Origin of the sequence: Kribbella pratensis (assembly GCF_004366075.1) — a bacterium.
In the GTDB taxonomy this organism is placed as follows: Bacteria; Actinomycetota; Actinomycetes; order Propionibacteriales; family Kribbellaceae; genus Kribbella; species Kribbella pratensis.
Genome location: NZ_SODU01000001.1, coordinates 1,611,748 through 1,633,585 on the forward strand (window position 1 = coordinate 1,611,748; position 21,838 = coordinate 1,633,585).

General features: G+C 68.6%; 18 protein-coding genes. 14 read left to right on the plus strand and 4 right to left on the minus strand.

Features of this window, described 5'->3' with window-relative positions:
• The first annotated feature begins 86 nt into the window (after positions 1–86).
• The 11 genes from EV137_RS07690 to EV137_RS07740 all read left to right on the plus strand — a co-directional run bounded on the left by EV137_RS07690 (position 87) and on the right by EV137_RS07740 (position 16,108).
• Positions 87–1,409 carry a UDP-glucose dehydrogenase family protein gene (locus tag EV137_RS07690; protein ID WP_133999206.1) on the plus strand — a complete coding sequence of 441 codons (1,323 nt, stop codon included), beginning with the start codon at positions 87–89 and terminating at the stop codon, positions 1,407–1,409.
• Complete coding sequence (locus EV137_RS07695) at positions 1,406–2,644, plus strand: glycosyltransferase family 4 protein (protein WP_202870835.1); 1,239 nt, start codon at positions 1,406–1,408, stop codon at positions 2,642–2,644. Before EV137_RS07690 ends, EV137_RS07695 begins: the two co-directional genes overlap by 4 nt.
• Before the next feature lie 2 nt (positions 2,645–2,646).
• Positions 2,647–4,566 carry an asparagine synthase (glutamine-hydrolyzing) gene (asnB, locus tag EV137_RS07700; protein WP_133999209.1) on the plus strand — a complete coding sequence of 640 codons (1,920 nt, stop codon included), beginning with the start codon at positions 2,647–2,649 and terminating at the stop codon, positions 4,564–4,566.
• A gap of 27 nt (positions 4,567–4,593) precedes the next feature.
• On the plus strand, positions 4,594–6,744 hold the full coding sequence (locus tag EV137_RS07705) for a bi-domain-containing oxidoreductase (protein ID WP_134127440.1): 2,151 nt from the start codon (positions 4,594–4,596) through the stop codon (positions 6,742–6,744).
• Positions 6,741–8,678, plus strand: a complete 1,938-nt coding sequence (locus EV137_RS07710; protein ID WP_202870836.1) for a heparinase II/III family protein — start codon at positions 6,741–6,743, stop codon at positions 8,676–8,678. Before EV137_RS07705 ends, EV137_RS07710 begins: the two co-directional genes overlap by 4 nt.
• A 68-nt stretch (positions 8,679–8,746) precedes the next feature.
• Complete coding sequence (locus tag EV137_RS07715) at positions 8,747–9,997, plus strand: Wzz/FepE/Etk N-terminal domain-containing protein (RefSeq protein WP_133999215.1); 1,251 nt, start codon at positions 8,747–8,749, stop codon at positions 9,995–9,997.
• Positions 9,994–11,712, plus strand: a complete 1,719-nt coding sequence (locus EV137_RS07720; protein ID WP_134127442.1) for a Wzz/FepE/Etk N-terminal domain-containing protein — start codon at positions 9,994–9,996, stop codon at positions 11,710–11,712. Before EV137_RS07715 ends, EV137_RS07720 begins: the two co-directional genes overlap by 4 nt.
• Positions 11,709–12,929 carry an O-antigen ligase family protein gene (locus tag EV137_RS07725; RefSeq protein ID WP_134127444.1) on the plus strand — a complete coding sequence of 407 codons (1,221 nt, stop codon included), beginning with the start codon at positions 11,709–11,711 and terminating at the stop codon, positions 12,927–12,929. The genes EV137_RS07720 and EV137_RS07725 overlap by 4 nt, the downstream gene beginning before the upstream one ends.
• Entirely contained in the window at positions 12,926–14,134 is a 1,209-nt protein-coding gene (locus EV137_RS07730; protein WP_134127446.1) for a glycosyltransferase, read from the plus strand. Before EV137_RS07725 ends, EV137_RS07730 begins: the two co-directional genes overlap by 4 nt.
• The gene (locus EV137_RS07735) at positions 14,131–15,750 is read left to right on the plus strand and encodes a right-handed parallel beta-helix repeat-containing protein (RefSeq protein WP_134127448.1); all 1,620 of its coding nucleotides are present in this window, start codon (positions 14,131–14,133) and stop codon (positions 15,748–15,750) included. The genes EV137_RS07730 and EV137_RS07735 overlap by 4 nt, the downstream gene beginning before the upstream one ends.
• Positions 15,751–15,754: 4 nt before the next feature.
• Positions 15,755–16,108: a hypothetical protein gene (locus tag EV137_RS07740; protein WP_134127450.1), complete on the plus strand. Its 354-nt coding sequence runs from the start codon at positions 15,755–15,757 to the stop codon at positions 16,106–16,108.
• A 42-nt stretch (positions 16,109–16,150) separates the two neighbouring features.
• On the opposite strand, the gene EV137_RS07745 is transcribed toward EV137_RS07740, so the two are convergent.
• From EV137_RS07745 to EV137_RS07760, 4 genes are all read right to left on the minus strand, one after another.
• Positions 16,151–16,666: an RNA polymerase sigma factor gene (locus EV137_RS07745; RefSeq protein ID WP_166679795.1), complete on the minus strand. Its 516-nt coding sequence runs from the start codon at positions 16,664–16,666 to the stop codon at positions 16,151–16,153.
• 94 nt (positions 16,667–16,760) lie between these two features.
• Positions 16,761–18,287 carry a sugar transferase gene (locus EV137_RS07750; RefSeq protein ID WP_238175159.1) on the minus strand — a complete coding sequence of 509 codons (1,527 nt, stop codon included), beginning with the start codon at positions 18,285–18,287 and terminating at the stop codon, positions 16,761–16,763.
• Positions 18,288–18,519: 232 nt separating this feature from the next.
• On the minus strand, positions 18,520–18,795 hold the full coding sequence (gene pspAA, locus EV137_RS07755) for a PspA-associated protein PspAA (protein ID WP_133999236.1): 276 nt from the start codon (positions 18,793–18,795) through the stop codon (positions 18,520–18,522).
• Complete coding sequence (locus EV137_RS07760) at positions 18,792–19,610, minus strand: PspA/IM30 family protein (protein WP_131462562.1); 819 nt, start codon at positions 19,608–19,610, stop codon at positions 18,792–18,794. Before EV137_RS07760 ends, pspAA begins: the two co-directional genes overlap by 4 nt.
• Positions 19,611–19,776: 166 nt before the next feature.
• Between EV137_RS07760 and EV137_RS07765 the strand changes: the two genes are divergently transcribed.
• Genes EV137_RS07765 through EV137_RS07775 form a run of 3 tightly spaced genes read left to right on the plus strand, consistent with a single transcriptional unit; the run spans position 19,777 to position 21,601 of the window.
• Entirely contained in the window at positions 19,777–20,364 is a 588-nt protein-coding gene (locus EV137_RS07765) for a DUF3043 domain-containing protein (protein WP_133999239.1), read from the plus strand.
• A gap of 20 nt (positions 20,365–20,384) precedes the next feature.
• Positions 20,385–21,395, plus strand: coding sequence for an aldo/keto reductase family protein (locus tag EV137_RS07770; RefSeq protein WP_133781818.1), 1,011 nt, complete (start codon positions 20,385–20,387; stop codon positions 21,393–21,395).
• The gene (locus EV137_RS07775) at positions 21,392–21,601 is read left to right on the plus strand and encodes a hypothetical protein (RefSeq protein ID WP_133999242.1); all 210 of its coding nucleotides are present in this window, start codon (positions 21,392–21,394) and stop codon (positions 21,599–21,601) included. The genes EV137_RS07770 and EV137_RS07775 overlap by 4 nt, the downstream gene beginning before the upstream one ends.
• Positions 21,602–21,838 lie beyond the last annotated feature (237 nt).

Genomic DNA, 21,838 nt, shown 5'->3' on the forward strand with positions numbered 1-21,838 from the left:
GGGGTGTATCAGGAGGGTGGGGCGGGCGCTCTCATGGGCGCTGTGGGGACGTGGGGAGACCGCGTCATGAGCCTGTGGGGGGCGTTATGAAGGTTGCCGTATTCGGCTTGGGGTATGTGGGGTCGGTGACGGCGGCATGTCTGGCGGCTGCTGGGCATGAGGTGTGGGGCGTGGATGTCGACACTGCGAAGGTCGAGCCGATCGCCCAGGGTCACAGCCCGGTCGTCGAGCCGGGGCTGGACGATCTGGTCGCGGCGGGTGCCACGTCGGGACGGTTGCACGCGACAACCGATCCGCGGCTCGCGCTCGAGCGGGCCGATGTCTCGCTGATCTGTGTCGGCACGCCGTCGACGCAGGCGGGCAGTACGGATCTGACCTACATCAAGCGCGCGGTGCGTGACATCGCCGAGGCGGCGCAGGTCGTCCTCCGGCCGGAGTCGGGTTTTCACAGCATCGTCATTCGCAGCACGGTCCCGCCGGGCACCGTCGACGAGGTGGTCGCCCAGGTGCTGGCCGAGATGCCGCCGCCGGACGGGCTCACGTTCGGTACGGCGATGTGCCCGGAGTTCCTGCGCGAGGGCTCCGGTCTCGCGGACTTCTACGAGCCGCCGTTCGTCGTGGTCGGCACCCGCAACCCGAAGGTCGGTACCGCTCTGACCGACCTGTTCGCGTTCCTCGGCAAGGACGTCCAGGTGGTCGACGTCCGTACGGCGGAAGCACTCAAGTACGCCTGCAACGCGTTCCACGCCACCAAGGTCTCGTTCGCGAACGAGATGGGGCGGATCTTCCGGCACTTCGACGTGGACTCGCGCGAGGTGATGAAGATCTTCGTCCAGGACACCAGCCTGAACATCTCGCCGTACTACCTGAAGCCAGGGTTCGCGTTCGGCGGCTCCTGCCTCCCGAAGGACCTGCGCAGCGTTCTGCACCTCGCACGGATCAACGACACCGAGCTCCCGCTGCTGGCCGGCACGCTCGCCACCAACGAGCGGAGCGTCCGCGACGTCGTCGACCGCGTGATCGCCGGCCCGGGCCGCGAGATCGCGCTGCTCGGCCTCAGCTTCAAGCACGCCACCGACGACCTGCGCGAGAGCCCGAACGTCGAGCTCGCCGAACGGCTGATCGGCAAGGGCTACAACCTGCGGATCTACGACGCGATCGTGAACCCGGGCCGCCTGGTCGGCGCGAACCTGCGACACGTCACATCCAAGCTCCCGCACCTGCAGCGGGTTCTCACCGACGACCCCGACGCGGCGCTGGCCGGCGCCGACGTGGCGATCGTCGCGGCGACCGACCGGCCCGCTGTCGAGGCGCTGCTCAGAACACCACCGGCGCGAACCATCGACCTGAGCGGACGGCTCGGGGCCGATGTCGAGGCGCTGCACGGATACGAAGGAGTGGGCTGGTGAGCGGTCCGCGCGTCCTGATCATCATCCAGAACCTCTGGGTGCCGTTCGACCGCCGAGTCTGGCTGGAGTGCCAGGCGCTGGTGGCGGCCGGGTACGACGTCACGGTCGTCTGCCCGAAGGGTCCCGGCGATCCGTCGTACGAGGTCATCGACGGGGTGACCGTGCACAAGTACAACGCGTACGCGCCGGGCGGCAGCAAGGTCAGCTTCGTCTGGGAGTACGCGTACTCGTTCCTGGCCACGCTCCGGCTGGTCTTCCGGGCCCGCAAGGCCGGGAAGTTCAAGGTCCTGCAGGCCTGCAACCCGCCGGACATCTTCTGGCCGATCGCGATGCTGTTGCGCCGGCTGGACGGGACGAAGTTCGTCTTCGACCACCACGACCTGTGCCCGGAACTGTTCCAGTCCCGCTTCGGCGGCACGACCAGCCTTCCGTACAAGGGATTGCGCTTCCTCGAGCGGATGACGCACCGCAAGGCCGACCACGTGATCTCGACGAACGACTCGTACCGCCGGATCGCGATCACGCGCAGCGGCAAGGCGAATCACGACGTGACCGTGGTCCGCACCGGGCCCGACCCGGACAAACTGCTCCGCGGCGCAGCGGACGAGTCGCTGCGCCGCGGTCACCGCTACCTGGTGACCTACATCGGCGTGATGGGCCCGCAGGACGGCGTCGACATCGTCGTGCGCGCTGCCGATCATATTGTCAACAATCTGCAGCGCACCGATATCGCCTTCACGCTGATGGGTGGCGGCGACTCGTTCGACGACGTGGTCGCGCTGCGGGACGAGCTCGGGCTGACCGAGTACGTCGAGTTCACCGGCCGGGTGCCGGACGAGACGGTCCTCGCGGTGATGTCGACCGCGGACCTCGGCCTGTCGCCGGATCCGAAGAATCCGCTGAACGACGTGTCGACAATGAACAAAACCATGGAGTACATGGCCTTCGAGCTCCCCGTCGTCGCCTTCGACCTGATCGAGACCAAGGTCTCCGCCGCGGACGCCGCGGTGTACGTCGAGCCGAACGACGTGGCGCAGTACGGCGACGCGATCGTCGCACTGCTCGACGACCAGGTACGCCGGCGCCGGATGGCGAAACTCGGCCGCGAACGCGTCGAGCAGGTGCTCGCGTGGAAGCACCAGCAGAAGGCGTACCTCGAGGTGTACGACCAGCTCACCGGACACGTCAGCCACCTCGGCACCGTGGCCGGTATCCGCAACGCGACGGGGTCCTGACTGTGTGCGGCATCGCCGGCTGCTACCAGCAGCGCGACGGCTTCGCGCTCGCGGAGGCGATGAGCGACCGCATCGCCCATCGCGGCCCGGACGCCGATCGGCTGTACGCGTTCGACGAGGGCGACGTCCGTGCCTACCTGGCACATCGCAGATTGTCGATCATCGACCTGTCGTCGGCCGCGGACCAGCCGTTCAGCAAGCGCGGTCTGACGATCTGCTACAACGGCGAGCTCTACAACTACAAGGAACTCCGGGCCGAGCTCTCCAAGTCGGGGGTGCATTTCCGGACCAACGGCGACACCGAGGTGGTGCTGGAGGCCTGGCGTCGCTGGGGCCCGGACGCGCTCAAACGTTTCCGCGGCATGTTCGCGTTCGCGATGCTGGACGAGGACAGCGGCAGCATGTATCTCGCCCGCGACCCACTCGGTATCAAGCCGCTGTACTTCCTCCGCCGTGAGGGCGGCGTGATCTTCGCGTCCGAGCTGAAGGCCCTCGTCGCCGCGGTCGGCACCGAGCTGCGCACCGAACCGGGCGCACTGATCGCGTCGATGCTGTATTACTGGCTGCCCGAACAGCGCTGCGCGATCGACGGCGTCGACAAGCTGCCGCCGGGTTCGTGGGCGGAGTTCCGGCCGGACGGCAGCAGCCGGCACGAGACGTACTGGCGGGTGACCGACGTCGCCACGGAGGCCGCTGCCGGTCCCCGCGCCGACCTGCGGCAGGTCATCGAGGAGTCCGTTGCCGCGCACCTCGTGGCCGACGTGCCGGTGTCGACGTTCCTGAGCGGCGGCCTCGACTCCAGCCTCGTCACCGTGCTGGCGAAGCAGATGGATCCCGGTGTCGACTCGTACACGATCACCTTCCGCGCCGAGGACCAGAAGCTCGAGGCCATGCCGGACGACGCGGTCTACGCGCGGAAGGTGGCCCGCCAGTTCGGGATCGACCTGCACGAGATCGAGATCGCACCCGATGTCGTCGAGCTACTTCCGCGGATTGTCGACATTCTGGACGAGCCGATCGGCGACCCGGCCGCGATCAACACGCTGCTGATGTGCGACACCGCACGCGACGCGGGCGTGAAGGTGCTGCTGTCCGGAATGGGCGCCGACGAGCTGTTCGGCGGGTACCGCAAGCACCTCGCGTGCGTGATGGGAGCGCAGTACCAGCGGCTCCCCGGCGTACTGCGGAACGGTGTGATCGGCCCGGCGGTACGGCGGCTCCCGGTGACCGCGAACGGTCGCGGACTGCGGTACGCGCGCTGGGCAAAGCGGTTCGAGACTTTCTCGAACCTGCCAGAGGAAGAGGCGTTCCGGCGCAGCTACACGATGTACGACGCCGATCAGCTCGCCGGCCTCATCAGCCCCGACCTGGATCCGTACGTCGGGAAGCTGCTCGCCGAGCACAGCGACATCTACCACGACACGACTCTCACTGATCACGTCAACCGGATGTGCCTCGCGGACTCGCGGATGTTCCTGCCGGGACTGAACCTCGCGTACACGGACCGGTCCAGCATGGCGGCGTCGACCGAGGTACGGACCCCGTTCGTGGACCCGGTCGTCGCGCGGGCGGCGTTCTCGATCCCGGGCAGCGAGAAGATCCACCGCCGGGTCAGCAAGCTGGCGTTGAAGAAGGCGGCCGAGGCCTGGCTGCCGAAGGAGATCATCTACCGGCCGAAGGCGTCGTTCAGTGCGCCGCTGCGGGCGTGGGTGCGGAACGACCTGCGCGAACTGGTGGACGACGTACTGCTGCGCGGGGAGCTGGTCGGGAGCGGGTTCCTGCGGCAAGCCGCCGTACAGAAGCTGGTCGACGACGAGCGGGCCGGGCGCGAGGACTACTCCAAGCAGATCTGGCAGTTGCTGACCCTGGAGACCTGGACGCGGCACATGCGGTCAATGGGCGTCACCATCACCTCACTCTGAAGACTCTTCTCTTTCTGAAGGACTGGCATGAAACAGGTTGCGCAGAACTACAAGTCCGGCGAGCTGGCGGTTCTCGACGTACCGCCGCCGGCCTGTGCGCCGGGTGGCGTGCTGGTTCGTTCGCTCTATTCACTGATCTCCACCGGGACCGAGCTGATGAAGGTCGGCGAGGCGAAGCTGTCCCTGGTCGGCAAGGCGAAGGCCCGGCCGGACCAGGTGCGCAAGGTGCTGGACTCCGTTGCCCAGCAGGGCGCGCTCAACACCTACAAGAAGGTGATGAACAAGCTCGACTCGTACACGCCGCTCGGGTACTCGCTGTGTGGTGTGGTGGTCGAGGTCGGCGCCGGCGCCGAGGAGTTCAGTGTCGGACAGCTGGTCGCCGCGGCGGGGAACGAGTTCGCGCTGCATGCGGAGTACAACTGGGTGCCGTTGAACCTGTGCGTGCCGGTGCCCGACGGCGTGCCGCCGGAGCAGGCGGCGTTCTCCACCGTCGGTGCGATCGCGATGCAGGGCGTGCGGCAGGCAGAGGTCCAGCTCGGGGACACAGCTGTGGTGATCGGGCTCGGGCTTGTCGGGCAGCTGGTTGTGCGGCTGCTTGTTGCCGCTGGGGTCCGGGTGTTCGGGATCGACACGGTCGAAGACCGGTGCCGGATGGCCGAGAAGGCGGGGGCGCTGCACTGCTCGTCGCCCGACGAGGCAGGGGTCGCGACGCTCGAGCGAGCGCTGCTGGAGGTGTCGAACGGTCTCGGCGCCGACCGCATCGTGCTGGCCGCCGGCGGTCACTCGAACGGTCCGGTCGAGACGGCCGCTCGCCTGGCCCGCGACCGCGCCCGTGTCGTCGACATCGGCAAGACGAGACTCGACCTGCCCTGGAACGCGTACTACGACAAGGAGCTGGACGTCCGGTTCTCCCGTTCCTACGGTCCTGGCCGGTACGACGACCGCTACGAGCTCCAGGGCATCGACTACCCGGCCGGCTACGTCCGCTGGACCGAACGCCGCAACCTCGAGTGCTTCGTCGACCTGATCGCCCGCGAACAGATCGACATCGGTTCGCTGATCGCCAGCACCTTCCCGATCGCGGACGCCACGGAGGTCTACCAGAAGCTCAGCAGCGGCGCCTATCCAGGCGTCGGCTTCCTGTTCGAGTACCCCGACGTACCTCAGGCAGCTGCACCGACGGCGACGACAACCGCGGCACGTCCTGCCGCACCCACGAGTGGTGGCGTGCGGATGGGGTTCATCGGGGCCGGGAACTACGCGTCGAGCATGTTGCTGCCGCATCTGCAGAAGGACGAGCGGGCCGTGCTGGCGCGGGTGGCCACCAACAAGTCGTTGTCGGCGGCCAATGCCCAGCGGCGGTTCGGATTCGAGGCGGTTTCCACGACCGCGGACGAGGTCCTGGAAGACGCCAGTCTGGATGCCGTGTTCGTGGTGACCCGGCACAGCTCGCACGCGGAGCTTGCCTGCCGGGCGCTGGAGAGCGGGAAGGCCGTCTTCGTCGAGAAGCCGCTGGCGCTGACCGACGAGGAGCTGGACCGGATCGTCGCCACGGTGCAGGCCACCGGCAACGATCGGCTGATGGTCGGGTTCAACCGCCGGTTCGCGCCGTTGCTGACCGATCTCAAGGACCGCTTCGGCAACCCGGGCGGCAGCTTCTCGCTGCGCTACCTGGTGAACGCCGGCAAGCTCGACTCCACCAGCTGGTACCTCGACGCCGGCAAGGAAGGCACCCGGTTCGCCGGTGAAGGCGGCCACTTCATCGACACGCTGACCTGGTGGCTGAACAGTCTTCCGACCGAGGTGTACGCCGTACCCGGGCCGGACACCGGCGACGTCGTCGTCACGCTCCGGTTCGCGAATGGTTCCGTCGGCACGATCAGCTACGTCGGCGGCGGCAACGCGCGCTTCCCGAAGGAAACGATCGACATCACCGGCGCCGGCCGCAACGCCCGGTTCGACAACTTCCAGAGCGCCTCGCTGTGGACCGGACGCAAACCGTCCACCCGCAAGTCCCGCAGTACCGACAAGGGCCAGCGCACCGAACTCGAACGCTTCGTCGCCGCCGTGCAGTCCGGTGGCCCGATGCCGATCCCGTTCGGCGCGCTGGTCGCCACCACCCGCGCGACGATCGCCGTCGACCGCAGTCTCGCAAGTGGCAAACCGGAGCACGTGTGAGCCGCCAGCCTCTGGGCTGGTACGTCCGCCGCCTCCGCCGGATGTCCCCCACCGAAATCATCTGGCGAACCCGCGATGCCGGACGCCGTACTGCCTGGGCCTACCAGCACGTCAGGCCCGGGCAGGACGCGGCGATCCACCTCCCGCTCCGCAAGGACCTGACCTTCGGTACGACGCTGCCGCCGAGAACCGCGAGCGCCGTACCGGACGACGCCCGGAAGGCGGTGATCGAGACCGCCGACGCCGTCCTGGCCGGGAGCCTCGAGGTCCTCGGCGTCGAGCGCACCGACCTCCGCGCACCGGACTGGTTCCGCGACCCGGTCACGGGCCGCCGGTCCGACCCGGCGCAGTACGTCTTCAAGCTGAACCACCGCAACGAAGCAGCGGTCGGCAACATCAAGCAGGTGTGGGAGCTGTCCCGTCACCACCACCTCACCCAGCTGGCTGCGGCCTGGTACCTGACCCACGACGACCGGTACGCCGAACGCGTCGCCGACCACCTCAACGACTGGTGGCGGTCGAACCCGTTCCTGTCCGGCGTGCACTGGGCGAGCGGCATCGAGCTCGGCCTGCGCCTGATCAGCTGGACCTGGATCCGCCGGCTGCTGAACGACTGGCCCGAGATCACCGACCTGTTCGAGCACAACGAGTTGGCGCTCCAGCAGATCTACTGGCACCAGCGCTATCTCGCCGCGTTCCGCAGCCACGGCTCCTCGGCCAACAACCACGTGATCGCAGAAGCGGCCGGCCAGCTAGTCGGCGCCTGCGCGTTCCCCTGGTTCACCAAGAGCGCCCGCTGGCGTGCTGATGCCGCAGCCCTGCTGGAGAAGGAACTCGACGCCAACACATTCCCGTCCGGCGTCAACCGCGAGCTGGCCACCGACTACCACCGCTTCGTCTCCGAGCTCGGTCTGTACGCCGCCTTGGAGGCCGACTTCGCGGGCCATCCGCTCAGCCCGCAGACCTGGGCCCTGCTGACCCGCACCGTCGATGTGGCCGCAGCGATCGTCGACACGACCCTGCGGCCACCACGCCAAGGTGACGACGACGAAGGCATGGCGCTGGTCCTCGACCCACCAGACATCAGCAACTGGTCGGCGTACCTCTCCCTCGGCGCTGCCGTGGTCGGCGCCGCGCCCTGGTGGCCGGACAGCCCTCCAACAGCGACCTCGGTCATCGTCGGCTCGCTGGTCAACGCCCAGCAGCCAGACCGGCCTGCCGAACGACCGGACCACTTCCGGGACGCCGGTCTGACCATCCTGAGGAGTCGGGACACGGGTCGGGAGATCTGGTGCCGTGCGGACGCCGGTCCGCACGGTTTCCTCTCCATCGCCGCCCACGCCCACTCCGACGCGCTCTCGCTCGAGGTGCGCGTCGACGGCGTCGACATCCTCGCCGACCCGGGGACGTACTGCTATCACGGTGAGGAGGAGTGGCGGGACTACTTCCGCTCCACGATCGCCCACAACACCCTCGAGGTAGCGGGTACCGAGCAGTCCACCTGGGGCGGTCCGTTCCTCTGGCTGCGCGGCGCGACAGGCACAGTACGCCGGCACGACGAGAACAGCTGGGATGCCGAACACGACGGCTACGCTCCCGTGACACATCGACGGACCGCCGTACTGGACCACGGCGTGCTGTGCGTGGAGGACCACCTCGACGCCGCAACCGACGTACGGATCGCCTGGCATCTGGGTCCTGAGGTGTCGGTGGATCTGGACGGCACCACCGGACGCCTGGAATGGTCCACCGGCTCAGCGGTCGTCGAACTGCCACCAGGACTGTCCTGGACACTGCACCGCGGTGAGACCGACCCGATCCTCGGCTGGTACTCCGGGCGTTTCGGCCACAAGGTGCCCTCGGCGACCCTGCTCGGCAGCGGCCGATCGGAGGCGCCGACCCCGATGGTGACCAGATTCCGGCTGTCTACCTGAACCCGTGTATCACGGCGGACGCTCGCCGCTCCTTTGTACGGAGAGCGCCTGCGGCTGAGGAGGTACCCGTGAGCACGCAAGAACTCGACGTCAAGAAGGCGTTTCGGGCGATCCTGCGGCATCGGCGGCTCGTCGGCGCCGTGGCGGCCGTCGGACTGCTCGGCGGGATCGGCGCAGGTCTGCTGATCCCCCCGCAGTACTCGGCCTCGTCGCTGGTGCTGCTGCCGGCACCACCGAAGGTGGAGGGCCAGGCGGCATCGAGCGAGCAGAACATCGACACCCAGGTCTTCATCGCGAGCAGCGAACCTGTCCTCAAGAGCGCCGGCCAGAACGTCAGTCCGGTCCTCGGCGTCGAAGAGGTCAAGAAGCGCATCAAGGTGCAGTCCGCGACCGCCGACGTGATCCAGATCAAGAGCCGGGGCGTCAGCCGGCGGCAGGCGACCAGTCTGGCGAACGCGGTCGCCGACGTCTACCTGGTGTTCGTCACGACGGAACAGAAGCTGCCCGGTGATCTGGGCAAGAAGACCGGTGCAAGGGTCCTGGAGCGGGCGACGACGGCCAGCGGCGGAGGGCTGGCCCCGCACCTCGCTCTCTACGGACTCCTCGGTCTGGTCGGCGGCGCACTTCTCGGTGCGGTCGCGGCTCTGGTCATCGCCCGCAGCGACCGGCGGCTCCGGCTGCGGGACGAGATCGCGGACGCGATCGGCCTCCCGGTCCTGGCGTCGGTCTCGTCGTACCGGGCGAAAGGCGTCTCCGACTGGAGCAACCTGCTCGACCGGTACACGCCGCCGGCCGTCGACGCGTGGAGTCTTCGCAAGACGCTGCACCACCTCGGCCTGGACCCGAAGGAGAACACTTCGACCTCGCTGACGGTGATCTCGTTCACCGAGGACGAGGCCGCGCTCCCCTTCGGGCCGCAGCTGGCCGCGTACGCCAAGTCGATCGGGATCGCCACCTCGCTGGTCGTCGGCAACTACCACGAAGCGCCCGCCGTCGTGCCGGGGACGGTCGTGGGATCCGGCAACCGGGTCCAGCTGGACATCCTGGTCGTCGTCGTGGACCGCGACGAACCGCAACTGAACGGCGTGCTCGGCACCTCCACGACTGTGGTCGCGGTGGCCGCGGGCGCTGTGACCGCCGAGGAACTCGCCCGGCTCGCGGTCGCCGCCGACGACGCCGACCGCACCATCGACGGCATCATCGTGACGGATCCCGATCCGTCCGACCGCACCATCGGGCGGGTGCCGCGCTCCATGCGGCGGTCCGGCGCCAGCCTCCCGACCCTGCTCAGCGGCGCGGCCCGGAGGAGAGCCCGATGAGCGAACAATGGAAGGCCGAGCAGCCAGGCCCCGAGACCGTCTGGTCGGACGACGACGAGCTGTACGGCATCGACGAACGCACCGACAGCTATCCACCGGACGGGCTCGTCACCCTCCGCTTCCTCAAGGACGCCGTCCGCCGGCACGCCCGGCTGTGGATCGCCGTCGCGATCCTCGGCCTGGCCCTCGGTACGGCGGTCCCCTTCGTCATGCCGCCCGCGAGCCAATCGTCGGCCAAGCTGCTCCTGACCCACCGCGAGGGCGACAACCTCGAGACTGCGATGGCAACCGACGCCAGCCTGGTGACCACCCGGGCCGTGGCGCAGGTAGCCATCCAGAAGCTCGGCCTCGCCGACACGCCCGACCAGCTGCTGAAGCGGTACTCCGCGACGGCTCTGACCGGCCGTGTCCTCGAGATCGACGCCAAGGCACCGACGAGCGCCGAGGCGACTGCTCTCGCCGACACCATCGCCAGCGCCTACCTGGTGTTCCGCAACCAGCAGATCGCCGAGCAGGCGGCGCCTCTGCAAGCCGATCTCGCGGCGGCTGCCACCGCGGTGAAGCGTGCCGAGGCGGCGGTCCGGGCAGCGGGCGGCGACCCCAGCGACGCGTCCGCACCCACCACCACACTGACGGCCAGGCTCGGCCAGGCGCGGGAGAATCAGCGCTACATCGAGCAGCAACTCCTCGACCAGCAGGTGTCTGCCGCACGGATGACCAGCAGCCGCGTCCTCGACCAAGCCTCGCCGGTCCGGGTGTCGCGGCGGCACACGCAAATCGTCGCGACCGGCTCCGGACTCATGGTGGGTCTGTTCCTCGGGATCGGGTTCATCGTCGTCCGGGCGATGATCTCGGACCGGCTCTGGCGGCGGCAGGACGTTGCCCAGGCACTCGGCGTACCGATCCGGTTGAGCATCGGACGCCCGCGGCTCCGCCGCCGGCCGACCATCCGCCGGCTCCGCGCACCGGAGCCCGACCTCGGACCAGTCGTGCGGCACCTGGGCTGGACCGTCACGGGCGAGGACGGGCTAGCACCGGCCCTCGCCGTCGTGAGCATCGACACGACGAAGGACTGTGCACGCCTGGTCGCCCTGCTCGCGCGGTCCTTCGCCGAACACGGACAGCGGGTTCTGGTGGCGGATCTGACCGACACCGGTGACCTCGCGGCCAGATTCGGCATCAAGAAGCCGGGCACGTTCGAGGCACCGGTAACGGACGCCGACCTACCGGTCAACGTCCATCGCCCGGCGTCGGGCACCGGCGCCCTCGAAGGTCTTCGCCTGCACGAGGAAGCGGACGGGGACACCGACGAGGAGAAGGCTCTGCGCGCGGTCTGGGCAGCCGCCGACGTCGTACTGGTCCACGCGACCCTCTCCCCCGCGCTGGGCGCCGACTACCTCAGGGCCTGGGCCTCCCGGGCGGCGCTCGTGGCGACCGCGGGCCGGTCCAACGCGACGACCCTGCACGCCACCGGCGAGATGATCCGGCTCGCCGGCCTCCACGTCGAAACCGCCGTACTGCTGCGCGCCGACCGCACCGACGACAGCCTCGGGCAGTGGGAGACGGAGACCGAGCACGCCGAGCAGACCAAGTCGACCGAACACGCCAAGCAGACCGGGCAGAACGGGCAGAACGGGCAGAACGAGGAGCGCACTCAGGTCGGAGCGGCCGGGCAGGCTGCGGCCGGGTCCGGTTTCGGAGTGGTCGCCCCATGACCGCTCCGCCGCTCCTCGGCACCGCGCCGGCCGTCCGGTCGGTGCCAGGGCCGCGGACGGTCCGGCGCCGGATCTACACCTGCTGGGGGCTGCTGGTCCTCAACGTCATCCCGTTCTATCCCGGCGCGGGGCACCTGCTGCCCATCCCGGGGATCATCGGCAAGCTGATCACCCAGGGATCCCTCGGCGTGGCCCTGATCCTTGCCATGAGCATCAACCGCCGGGGATCGATCCGCCGGAGCACCTTCATCCTGCTGGTGACCGTCATGGCCGGGGTCGCCGTGATGGACAGCCTGCGGAGCGAGTTCATCTTCGGCAGCCTCTACCGGGTCTGCCGCCTGATCGCGTTCCTGCTGACCCTGTTGCTGCTGACCCCCTGGTGGGGCCGGCGCGATCTGCTCCTCGTCAAGGCACATCTGACCATCGTCGGGATCGTCCTGGGCTCCGTTCTGGTCGGGTACGTCGTCGCACCGGGCGTCGCGATGGGGACCGAAGGCCGCCTGGGCGGCGCCATCTGGCCGATCCCCCCGACGCAGGTCGGCCGGTACGCCGCGACCGCGATCGGGCTGACCGCGATCCTCTGGATGTCCGGCACGATCCAGCGGAGGACGGCCTTGATCACCGCGACGGTCGCCCTGCCGATCCTGTTGCTCAGCCACACCCGCACGGCGCTGGTGTCGATGGCGGCCGGCCTCCTGATCGCCGGGCTCAGCCTCTTCCGCACCCGGGCCCGCGTCCGCCGGGCGTTCGCCACCGGAACGGTCATCGTCTCGATCGGCGCACTCAGCCTGTCCTCGGTGCTGACCACCTGGATCGCCCGCGGTCAGGACACCTCGCAACTGTCGAACCTGACCGGGCGCACCGTGGTCTGGGACCAGGTCCTGTCCCAGCCGCGGGGGTGGTTCGAGCTGTTGTTCGGCATTGGACTGACCAACAAATCGTTCAACGGCCTGGCGATCGACAGCAACTGGATCTCCACCTACTACGAGCTCGGGCTGGTCGGTGTGGCGATCAACATCGCGATGCTCCTGTTCCTGCTGATCACCGCCTCGTTCCGCCCGCACGGCGTCCACCGGGCGCTCGCGCTGTACCTGGTCGGCTACGCCATCGTCTCCAGCTTCACCGAGACCGGTCTCGGCGACGCGTCGCTCGCCCTGCTCGAACTCGCCCTCGCCGCATCTCTGCTCCTGCCGACCCTCAACAGAGGCCCGCGATGAGAATCCTCGTTCTGCACAACCGCTATCGCTCGGCGGCTCCCAGCGGGGAGAACCGGGTCGTCGACCAGGAGAGTCACGCCCTCCGGTCCCTCGGACACGAGGTGGAACACTTCGAACGGCGCAGCGACGACATCGAGAGCTGGTCGCCGCTGCAGAAGGCCGCCCTGCCGGCGACCGTGGTCTGGAGCCGCAGCTCGCACCGGGACCTGAGCGCGGTACTGCGACGGTTCGAGCCTGACGTGGTACATGTTCACAACACTTTTCCTTTGCTCAGTTCCTCCGTGCTGTACGCGTGCCGTGACGCCGGCGTACCGGTGGTCGCGACCCTGCACAACTACCGGCTGGTCTGTGCGACCGGCGACTTCTTCCGGGACGGCAAGATCTGCCTGGAGTGCGCCGACGGCAGTTCCACGGCCGCCATCCGGCACCGCTGTTACCGCGGCTCGGTACTGGCGACCGCACCCGTTGTCGTCGCCGGGCGCGTGCACCGGAACGCGTGGCGCTCGCTGGTCTCGGCGTACGTCCTGCCGACTGCTTCCCAGATCCCGTTGCTGGCCGCAATGGACTTCGATCCGGAGCGCGTCTTCGTCAAACCGAACCTCGTGCCGTACGACGGACCTGTGTCTGGACCTGCATCACGCGAGCACCAGGTGGCCTACGTCGGCCGCCTCGACGAGGCCAAGGGCCTGCCGTTCCTGATGCGCACCTGGGACGAGTACCGCTCGACGGCGGGCGATCAGGGGCTGCGGCTGGTCATCGCCGGCGGCGGAGCGCTGGAAGCAGAGGTCTCACGCTGGGCGGAGCAGCATTCGTCGGTCGAGGTGACCGGAATGCTGAGCAAACAGGAGTGTTTCGAGCTCATCGCCCGCTCGCGCGCCGTCCTGCTGCCCTCACAGGTCCAGGAGACGTTCGGGCTGGTGCTCGTGGAGGCGATGGCCGCCGGGGTCCCCTCGATCGCGGCCGCTCACGGCTCGTTCCCCGAACTGATCACCGACGGCATGGACGGCTCGCTGTTCCGGCCCGGTGACGCCGCCGAACTGCTGACCGCACTCCAGGACGTCGACCGGTCTCCGGAGCGGTACGAGAAGTACGGGCTGCAGGCAAGGGCGACGTACGAGAACCGGTTCCATCCCACCCAGAACATCGGGCACCTGCTCGAGATCTACCGGTACGCAGTGGAGCACCCCGCTGTGCGACGCCGATGAACACCCGCCGCCTGCTGGCCGGCTCCGGGGCTCTGTTGCTGGTCGCCGGCCTGGTCACCGCCGGGTTCGTCGCCAGGAACCGCGCCGCGGTGACCCAGGCCTCGGTCGGCGTCTCCGTCTCCGGAGCACCACCCGCCGCGGCGCCGGGGCCGTCGGCGGCCGCGCCCGCACCGGCATCTCCGCCGGCCCGGATCTGCGACAACCCGACCATCCTGGCCGGTCCCGCGCGGCCACCCAGTGGCGCCGTCGTCGTGCAGCGAACGCAGAACCTGATTGCGCTGACCGAGGACAGGCCCGCCGGTACGACGTTCTGGCTCGTCCCGGGAGTGCACACCCTGGGCACCGGCCAGTACGACCAGGTGACGCCGAAGGCCGGCAACACGTACGTCGGCGCGCCGGGAGCGATCATCGACGGGCAGCACCTGAACCTGTACGCGTTCAGCGGGCCGGCGGGCGGCGTCGTCATCCGGAACCTCACCATCCAGAACTTCGGGCGCCACGGTTCCAACAACGACGAGGGCGTGGTGAACCACGAGACCACGGCGAGCTGGACGCTGCTCGGGAACACGATCCGGGACAACGCCGGGAACGCGGTCATGGTCGGCACCCGCAACCTGTTGCGCCACAACTGCCTGGCGCACAACGGGCAGAGCGGCTTCGGCACCTACAGCGCCATCGCGGGCGTTTCGAACATCACGCTCGACAGCAACGAGATCACCGGCAACAACACCGACGACTGGGAGCACCTCAGGCCGGGGTGCGGGTGCACGGCCGGCGGGAAGTTCTGGGAGGTCACCGGAGCGGTCGTGCGGAACAACTGGGTACACGACAACAAGGGCGCCGGCCTGTGGGCCGACACGAACAACGCGGGATTCCTCTTCGAGGGCAACTACATCGAAGGCAACGACGCCGAGGGCCTGATCTACGAGATCAGCTACAACGCGGTCATCCGGAGCAACACGTTCGTCGGCAACGGCCACGTCGAGGGTCCGGCCAACGGCAACTTCCCGACCGGCGCCGTCTACATCTCGGAGTCGGGCAGCGACCGGCGGGTCCGAGCCGGCTCCGGCAAGACCTTCGAGATCAGCGACAACGTCTTCAAGGACAACTGGTCGGGCGTCGTGCTGTGGGAGAACTCCGACCGGTTCTCGGGATCACCGGCGGAGGGCAGCCAGGCCGACACCCTGGTCAATCCTCAGCTGGTCACCGCCAAGACCTGCACCCAGCGCAACATCAAGAAGCAGCCCTACTTCGACGACTGCCGGTGGAAGACGCAGAACGTCCACGTGCACAACAATCTCTTCAGCCTCGACCCGAGCCGGCTTCCGGCGACCTGCAGCTCGCAGACCGGCTGCGGCTACAACGGTCTGTTCGCGAACTTCGGGACCTCCCCCGCGTGGTCGCCGTACAAGGGCACCGCGATCGAGGAGGCCGTCGCACTGCAGCAGAACAACAAGTTCTCCTCGAACATCTACTCCGGTCCGTGGAGCTTCGTCGTTCCAGCGCAAGGTGCCCGGGCGAACTGGGCCACCTGGCAGGGCGCGCCGTACAACCAGGACACGGACAGCCTGATCAAGCTGCCGGCTCCCGCGAGCGGCTCGACCGGGGAGCGCTGAAGCGATGATCGGGCCTCCTGAACGGGCCGCGTGTGAGCAGATCGCGCTGCTCCGGTCGGTCGGGTACGCCGCGTTCGGCCGGCACGAACGCGGCCTCGACGTGCTCGACCTGGTCTTCGACAGCCTCATCGACCAGCCCGGAGACGACGTACGACGGCTGCGCTTCGCCGGGCACGGGGTGACGCTGGACGTGGAACGCACGACGCTGACCGTGGAACTACGGGTCTTCCCGGCCGGTCCGGTCGTGGTCGAGGCGCGCGGTAGCGACGGGCCTGGCAACGCGCAACTGGTGAGCTTCCTGCTGCGGTGGCCCGGTAGCGCACAACGGCCGGTCCGGACCGCCTGGATCATGCTCTGACCAGAGCACGATCGGTGGCGGCCCGGACCGGGGCCTGCTGCCTCAGGAGGCAAGCAGCAGTCTGAGTTTCTCCAGGCAACGGCCGCGGATCGGGCCGATGCTGCCGATCGGGATCCCGATCGTCGCGGAGATCTCGGCGTACGGCGCCGGCGGGTCGGACATCAGCATGCCGAGCAGCTGCTGCCAGCGGTCGGGCAGCTTCTCGAGTGCCCGCCGTACGTCGTCCGCCCGTTCGCCGGCGATCAGGTCGGAGTCCAGCTCCGGCTGGTCGCCGGCCACGTCCTCGAACGCCGTTGCTTCGTAGGTCAGCAGCACGCGCTTGCGGAACGCCAGTACCCGCAGGCATTCCCGGCGCGTGGTGACGACCAGCCAGGCGCCGACCCGTTCGGGATCGACGCGATTGATGTGCTCGAGCAACCGCAGCCAGACCACCTGCGAGACGTCAGCGGCGTCGCTGTCGCCCAGCCGGAAGCTGCGGGTGACGGCCCAGACGAGCCGCGCATAATGATCGACCAGCTGACTCCAGGCACCCTGGTCCCCTGCCGCGGCCCTGACCACCAGGGTCGCTGCCTCGGATCGGGCAACGGCCGATCTTTCCAGTACTACAGTCACGGATTCCCCCCTCGGGAACACAAACACCGCTCAACACCACTCAGTACGCGCCGTCGCTCCCCAGCACGGCGCGTGCGGTCTTCCACAGAATCAGAAGGTCCAGCGCGATCGACCAGTTGTCGGCGTACCGCAGGTCGAGCCGCATGGACTCCTCCCAGGTCAGGTCGCTGCGACCGCTGACCTGCCACAGGCCGGTCAGGCCCGGCTTCACGAGCATCCGTCGCGCGTCGTCGATCGCGTACTGCGCGACCTCGGCGGGCAACGGCGGACGCGGGCCGACCAGTGACATGTCCCCCCGGAGCACGTTCACCAGTTGCGGCAGCTCGTCGATCGAGAACCGTCGCAGGTACCGCCCGACCCTGGTCACCCGCGGGTCGTCGCGGAGCTTGAACAGGACCCCGTTGCCGTCGTTCAGCGCGTGCAGCTCGGCCTTGCGTGCCTCGGCGTCGGCCACCATCGTGCGGAACTTCAGCATCTGGAACTGCTTGCCGCCGCGGCCGACCCGGGTCTGCCGGAACAGCACCGGCCCGCGGCTGGTGAGTTTCACCAGGATCGCGGTGACCAGCAGGATCGGCGCGACGCCGAGCAGCATCAGGCACCCGACCACCCGGTCGAAGATGCTCTTCAGCAGGTGCGGTCCGCCGGAGACCGACGGCCGCTCCAGGTGCAGCAGCGACAGGCCCGCGACCGGCCGGATCGAGATCCGCGGACCGGCGACCTCGACGATGCCCGGCGAGACGATCAGCTCGACACCGCGCTGCTCGAGTGCCCAGGACAGCTTCCGCAGCGTGTGTCCGGCCAGTTCGGGGTCGGCGGCCACGGCCACGACCTCGACGGTGTACTGGTCGACCGCGGCCAGGATGTCCATCTCGGTCCGGCCCAGGCGCTCCGGTTCCGGCTCCTCGAAGACGTCGCCACGCGGCAGGCAGCTGGCCACCACGACGTACCCGTCGGCCGGCCGTTCTTCCAGGTGCCGCTTCAGCGTGGTCACCTGGTCGTTGCGTCCGACAACGAGTACCCGGCGCATGCACCGGCCGGCGAACCGCCGCCAGGAGATCTGCCGGTGCAGCATCCAGCGGCCGAACATCGCCGCCGCACACGTCATCGGCACCGCCAGCACCACGAACCCTCGAGCAACCTCGCTCTTGGTCGCGTACGACGAGATCGCCACGATGGCAGTCAGGGCCACCGCGGCCCGGATGACCGAGCGGAACTCCTCCGGCCCGGTGCCGAAGTACCGGGTCTCGTAGCCGCGTTGCAGCGCCACACAGGCCACCCAGGCGACCGGCAGCAGCACCCCCAGCACGACGTATCCAAGATTGATCTGAGCCCCGAACCGGGCCACCAGCGCCAGCGAGGCGCCGATCATCCCGGCGCCGAGATCAGCCGCCAGCGACGCCCGCCGGTACTTCGCCACCCAGCGCGCCTCGGTGTGCCGGGCAGAGCGCGGCAGCACAGCCGGCACCGCGTCCGGAACCACCCAGACCGGCCGACGCCGGTCCCCCGACGGCGCCGGCCGCAAATCAGCTGGTTCGGCGAGTCCTTCAGACATGACGAATTCGGTCACGTACAGCCACCCCCCACAGGTGTACAGCGAAACCCGTGACCAACCCACACCCCGTCACGGACCTCGTCCATCGCCGCCCCCACAACGGCGTGAACCAGACAGTACTACGCGAATGCCGCCTGGAACAGCACTGACGACGAGTGTTTACCCCCGCGCCGTCGCCGTAGGAGAAAAAGACCCCCGGGACCAGTTTCGGTCCCAGGGGTCTCGAAAAAACGGCTACTGCAAGTGATCAGCCGGCGATCAAGCCGTCGCCGCTGATCAGTTCACGCATCTCGGCGAGCGAGCTGTCCGACGGGGGCAGGATGGCGTCGGAGTCGTGCAGCTCGGTGTCCGGCACCTGCTCGCCGGAGCGGACGAAGTCCAGTAGCGCGGCGAACGCGGTCTGGTACGCCGTCTCGTCGCCGGACGACACCGCCTTCTCCAGGTCGCCGTCCACCGCGTTGAGCGCGTCCAGCTTGTCGTCGGCCAGTCGCCACTGGCCTTCACCCATGATGCGAACGATCACCGAACATCTCCGTCCTGAGGTCGCGCCGGCTCGGCTGCCGGCTGCTGCACTGGCTGGGCGGACTGCGGCTGGGCCTGCGCGGCCCCCTCACCGGAGAGCTCCTTCGGCGCACCGCCGCCGGCCAGCTGGGCCTTCATGGCGGCCAGCTCGTTCTCCACGTCGGAGCCGGACGACATCCGGTCCAGCTCCAGAGTGATGTTGTCCTTCACGGTGCCGCTCGCGTCGTCGAGCGCGCCGGAGGCGAGCAGTTCGTCGATCGCGCCGGCCCGGGCCTGCATCTGCTGGGTCTTGTCCTCGGCGCGCTGGACCGCGAGACCGACGTCGCTCATCTCCTCGGAGATACCGGAGAAGGCCTCGTTGATCCGGGTCTGCGCCTCGGCCGCGGTGTAGGTGGCCTTGATGGTCTCCTTGCGGGTCCGGAAGGACTCGACCTTGGCCTGCAGCCGCTGGGAGGCCAGCGTCAGCTTCTCCTCCTCACCCTGCAGCTGGGCGTGCTGGGTGGTCAGGTCGTCGATCTGGCCCTGGAGACCGGACTTGCGGGTCAGGGCCTCGCGGGCCAGGTCCTCGCGGCCCATCGAGAGCGCCTTCTGCGCCTGCTCCTGCAGCTTGGCCGACTGGGACTGCAGCTGTGACGCCTGCAGTTCCACCCGCTTCCGGCTGGTGGCCACGTCGGCCACACCCCGCCGTACCTTCTGCAGCAGCTCGAGCTGCTTCTGATACGAGTAGTCAAGGGTTTCGCGAGGATCCTCGGCCTTGTCCAGGGCGGAGTTCGCCTTGGCCTTGAAGATCGTCGACATCCGCTTGAAGATGCTCATCGATATCCGTACCCCTTCTGTGCCGGACTGACGACCCGGCGTGCGTGCCTTCCACCCTATGTCCCACCGGGTCACCACACCATCAGGACCGGCCCGGATAAAGTAGGAGGAAGGTCCGGGGACCACCCCGAGTCGCGACCTGCCCTGCGAATGAGGTTCTGACCCCGTGTTCCGTCGTACCAAGTCTGAGACAGATACCACCGTACCTGCCGAGTCCCAGGGCAAGCCGGGCGGCAAGGGGCGTCCGACGCCGAGCCGCAAGGAAGCGGAGGCCGCCCGCAAGGCCGCGTTCAAGAAGCCGCGCAACCGCAAGGAGGCCTCGGCGATCCGGCGGGAGAAGGTCCGGACCGAGCGCGCGAAGATGCAGACGGCCATGCAGACCGGCGACGACCGGTACCTGCCGGCCGCCGACAAGGGCCCGGTACGGCGGTTCGCCCGCGACTACGTCGACGCGCGCTACTCGGTGATGGAGTTCGCGCTGCCGGTCCTGCTGGTGGTGTCGCTGATCGGCGTCGTGTTCTCGCCGCAGTTCCCGTGGCTGGCCGGGATGGTGAACCTGCTGTTCCTGTTCATGATCCTGCTGATCGCGGCGGACTGGTTCCTGCTCACCTCCGGGCTGAAGAAGCAGGTGGGGATCAAGTTCCCGAAAGAGTCCACCAAGGGGATCGGGTTCTACGCCGTCCGGCGGACGATGCAGATGCGCCGCTGGCGGCTGCCGAAGCCGATGGTGAAGCGCGGCGAGAAGCCGTCCTGAACGAGCGGTAGGGTCAAACCATGGACTTCCGGTATCTGGGTAACAGTGGTCTCAAGGTCAGCGAGATCTCGTACGGCAACTGGCTGACGCACGGCTCCCAGGTGGAGAACGAGCAGGCCAAGGCCTGCGTGCGGGCGGCCCTGGAGGCCGGCATCACGACGTTCGACACCGCCGACGTGTACGCGAACACCAAGGCCGAGTCGGTGCTCGGCGAGGCGTTGGCCGGCGAGCGCCGCGAGTCGCTGGAGATCTTCACCAAGGTGTACTGGCCGACCGGTCCGGGCGGGCCGAACGACACCGGCCTGTCCCGCAAGCACATCCACGAGTCGATCAACGGGTCGCTCAAGCGCCTCGGCACCGACTACGTCGACCTGTACCAGGCGCACCGGTTCGACACCGAGACGCCGCTCGAGGAGACGATGGAGGCGTTCGCCGACGTCGTCCGGCAGGGCAAGGCGCTCTACATCGGCGTGTCGGAGTGGACCGCCGAGCAGCTGCAGGAGGGCCACCGGCTGGCCCGTGAGCTGCGCATCCCGTTCGTCTCGAACCAGCCGCAGTACAGCATGCTGTGGCGGGTGATCGAGGCCGAGGTGGTGCCGGCGTCGGAGGAGCTCGGCATCGGCCAGGTCGTGTTCTCGCCGATCGCGCAGGGCGTGCTCACCGGCAAGTACCTGCCCGGTCAGCAGCCGCCGGAGGGTTCCCGGGCGACCGACGCCAACGGGTCCAACTTCATCAAGCGGTTCCTCACCGACGACGTGCTCACCCGGGTCCAGGAACTGAAGCCGCTCGCCGAGGAGGCGGACCTCTCGCTGTCCCAGCTCGCGATCGCGTGGGTGCTGCAGAACAGCAACGTCTCGTCCGCGATCATCGGCGCCTCCCGGCCCGAGCAGGTCACCGAGAACGTGAAGGCCTCCGGCGTCACGCTGGACGAGGGTCTGCTGAAGCGGATCGACGAGGTGCTCGGCCACATCGTCGAGAACGACCCGGCCAAAACCGCGCAGAACGCCCCGCAGAAGCGGCCGAACTCGTGAGCTGGAGCTGGCGGTTCGAGACCGCGACCGGTGCCCTGGTCGACCCCGGCGAGGTCGGCGGGGCCGACTTCTCCGCGCAGGGTGACGCGGAGAGCTGGCTGGGCGAGGTCTGGCGGGACCTGGCCGACCGTGGCGTCGGTCAGGTGTACCTGCTGGAGGACGGCCGCGAGGTCTACGGGCCGATGAGCCTGTCCTCCGCCGAATAAGCACCGAACAAGCACCGAACAAGCGCAGAGTAAGCTGCTTTCGAACCACACGCCTGCGTCACAGGGAAGCCGGTCCGAGTCCGGCGCTGACCCGCAACCGTAGGCCACCTGACAGCGCTGACAGCACTGACAGGTGGCAAGCCGGAACACTGTGACGCAGGCGGTCAGGCTCGACTACCCGCCGTGGTCCGCGGGTGGAGCCCCTACCCTGCCGGTGCAGGCGGGACCTCCTCCACC

Coding starts and splice junctions, on each gene's coding strand:
- EV137_RS07725 (WP_134127444.1), top strand. CDS start 11,709: ATGACCGCTCCGCCGCTCCTCGGCACCGCGCCGGCCGTCCGGTCGGTG.
- EV137_RS07690 (WP_133999206.1), top strand. CDS start 87: ATGAAGGTTGCCGTATTCGGCTTGGGGTATGTGGGGTCGGTGACGGCG.
- EV137_RS07705 (WP_134127440.1), top strand. CDS start 4,594: ATGAAACAGGTTGCGCAGAACTACAAGTCCGGCGAGCTGGCGGTTCTC.
- EV137_RS07735 (WP_134127448.1), top strand. CDS start 14,131: ATGAACACCCGCCGCCTGCTGGCCGGCTCCGGGGCTCTGTTGCTGGTC.
- EV137_RS07720 (WP_134127442.1), top strand. CDS start 9,994: ATGAGCGAACAATGGAAGGCCGAGCAGCCAGGCCCCGAGACCGTCTGG.
- EV137_RS07760 (WP_131462562.1), bottom strand. CDS start 19,610: ATGAGCATCTTCAAGCGGATGTCGACGATCTTCAAGGCCAAGGCGAAC.
- EV137_RS07770 (WP_133781818.1), top strand. CDS start 20,385: ATGGACTTCCGGTATCTGGGTAACAGTGGTCTCAAGGTCAGCGAGATC.
- EV137_RS07740 (WP_134127450.1), top strand. CDS start 15,755: ATGATCGGGCCTCCTGAACGGGCCGCGTGTGAGCAGATCGCGCTGCTC.
- EV137_RS07730 (WP_134127446.1), top strand. CDS start 12,926: ATGAGAATCCTCGTTCTGCACAACCGCTATCGCTCGGCGGCTCCCAGC.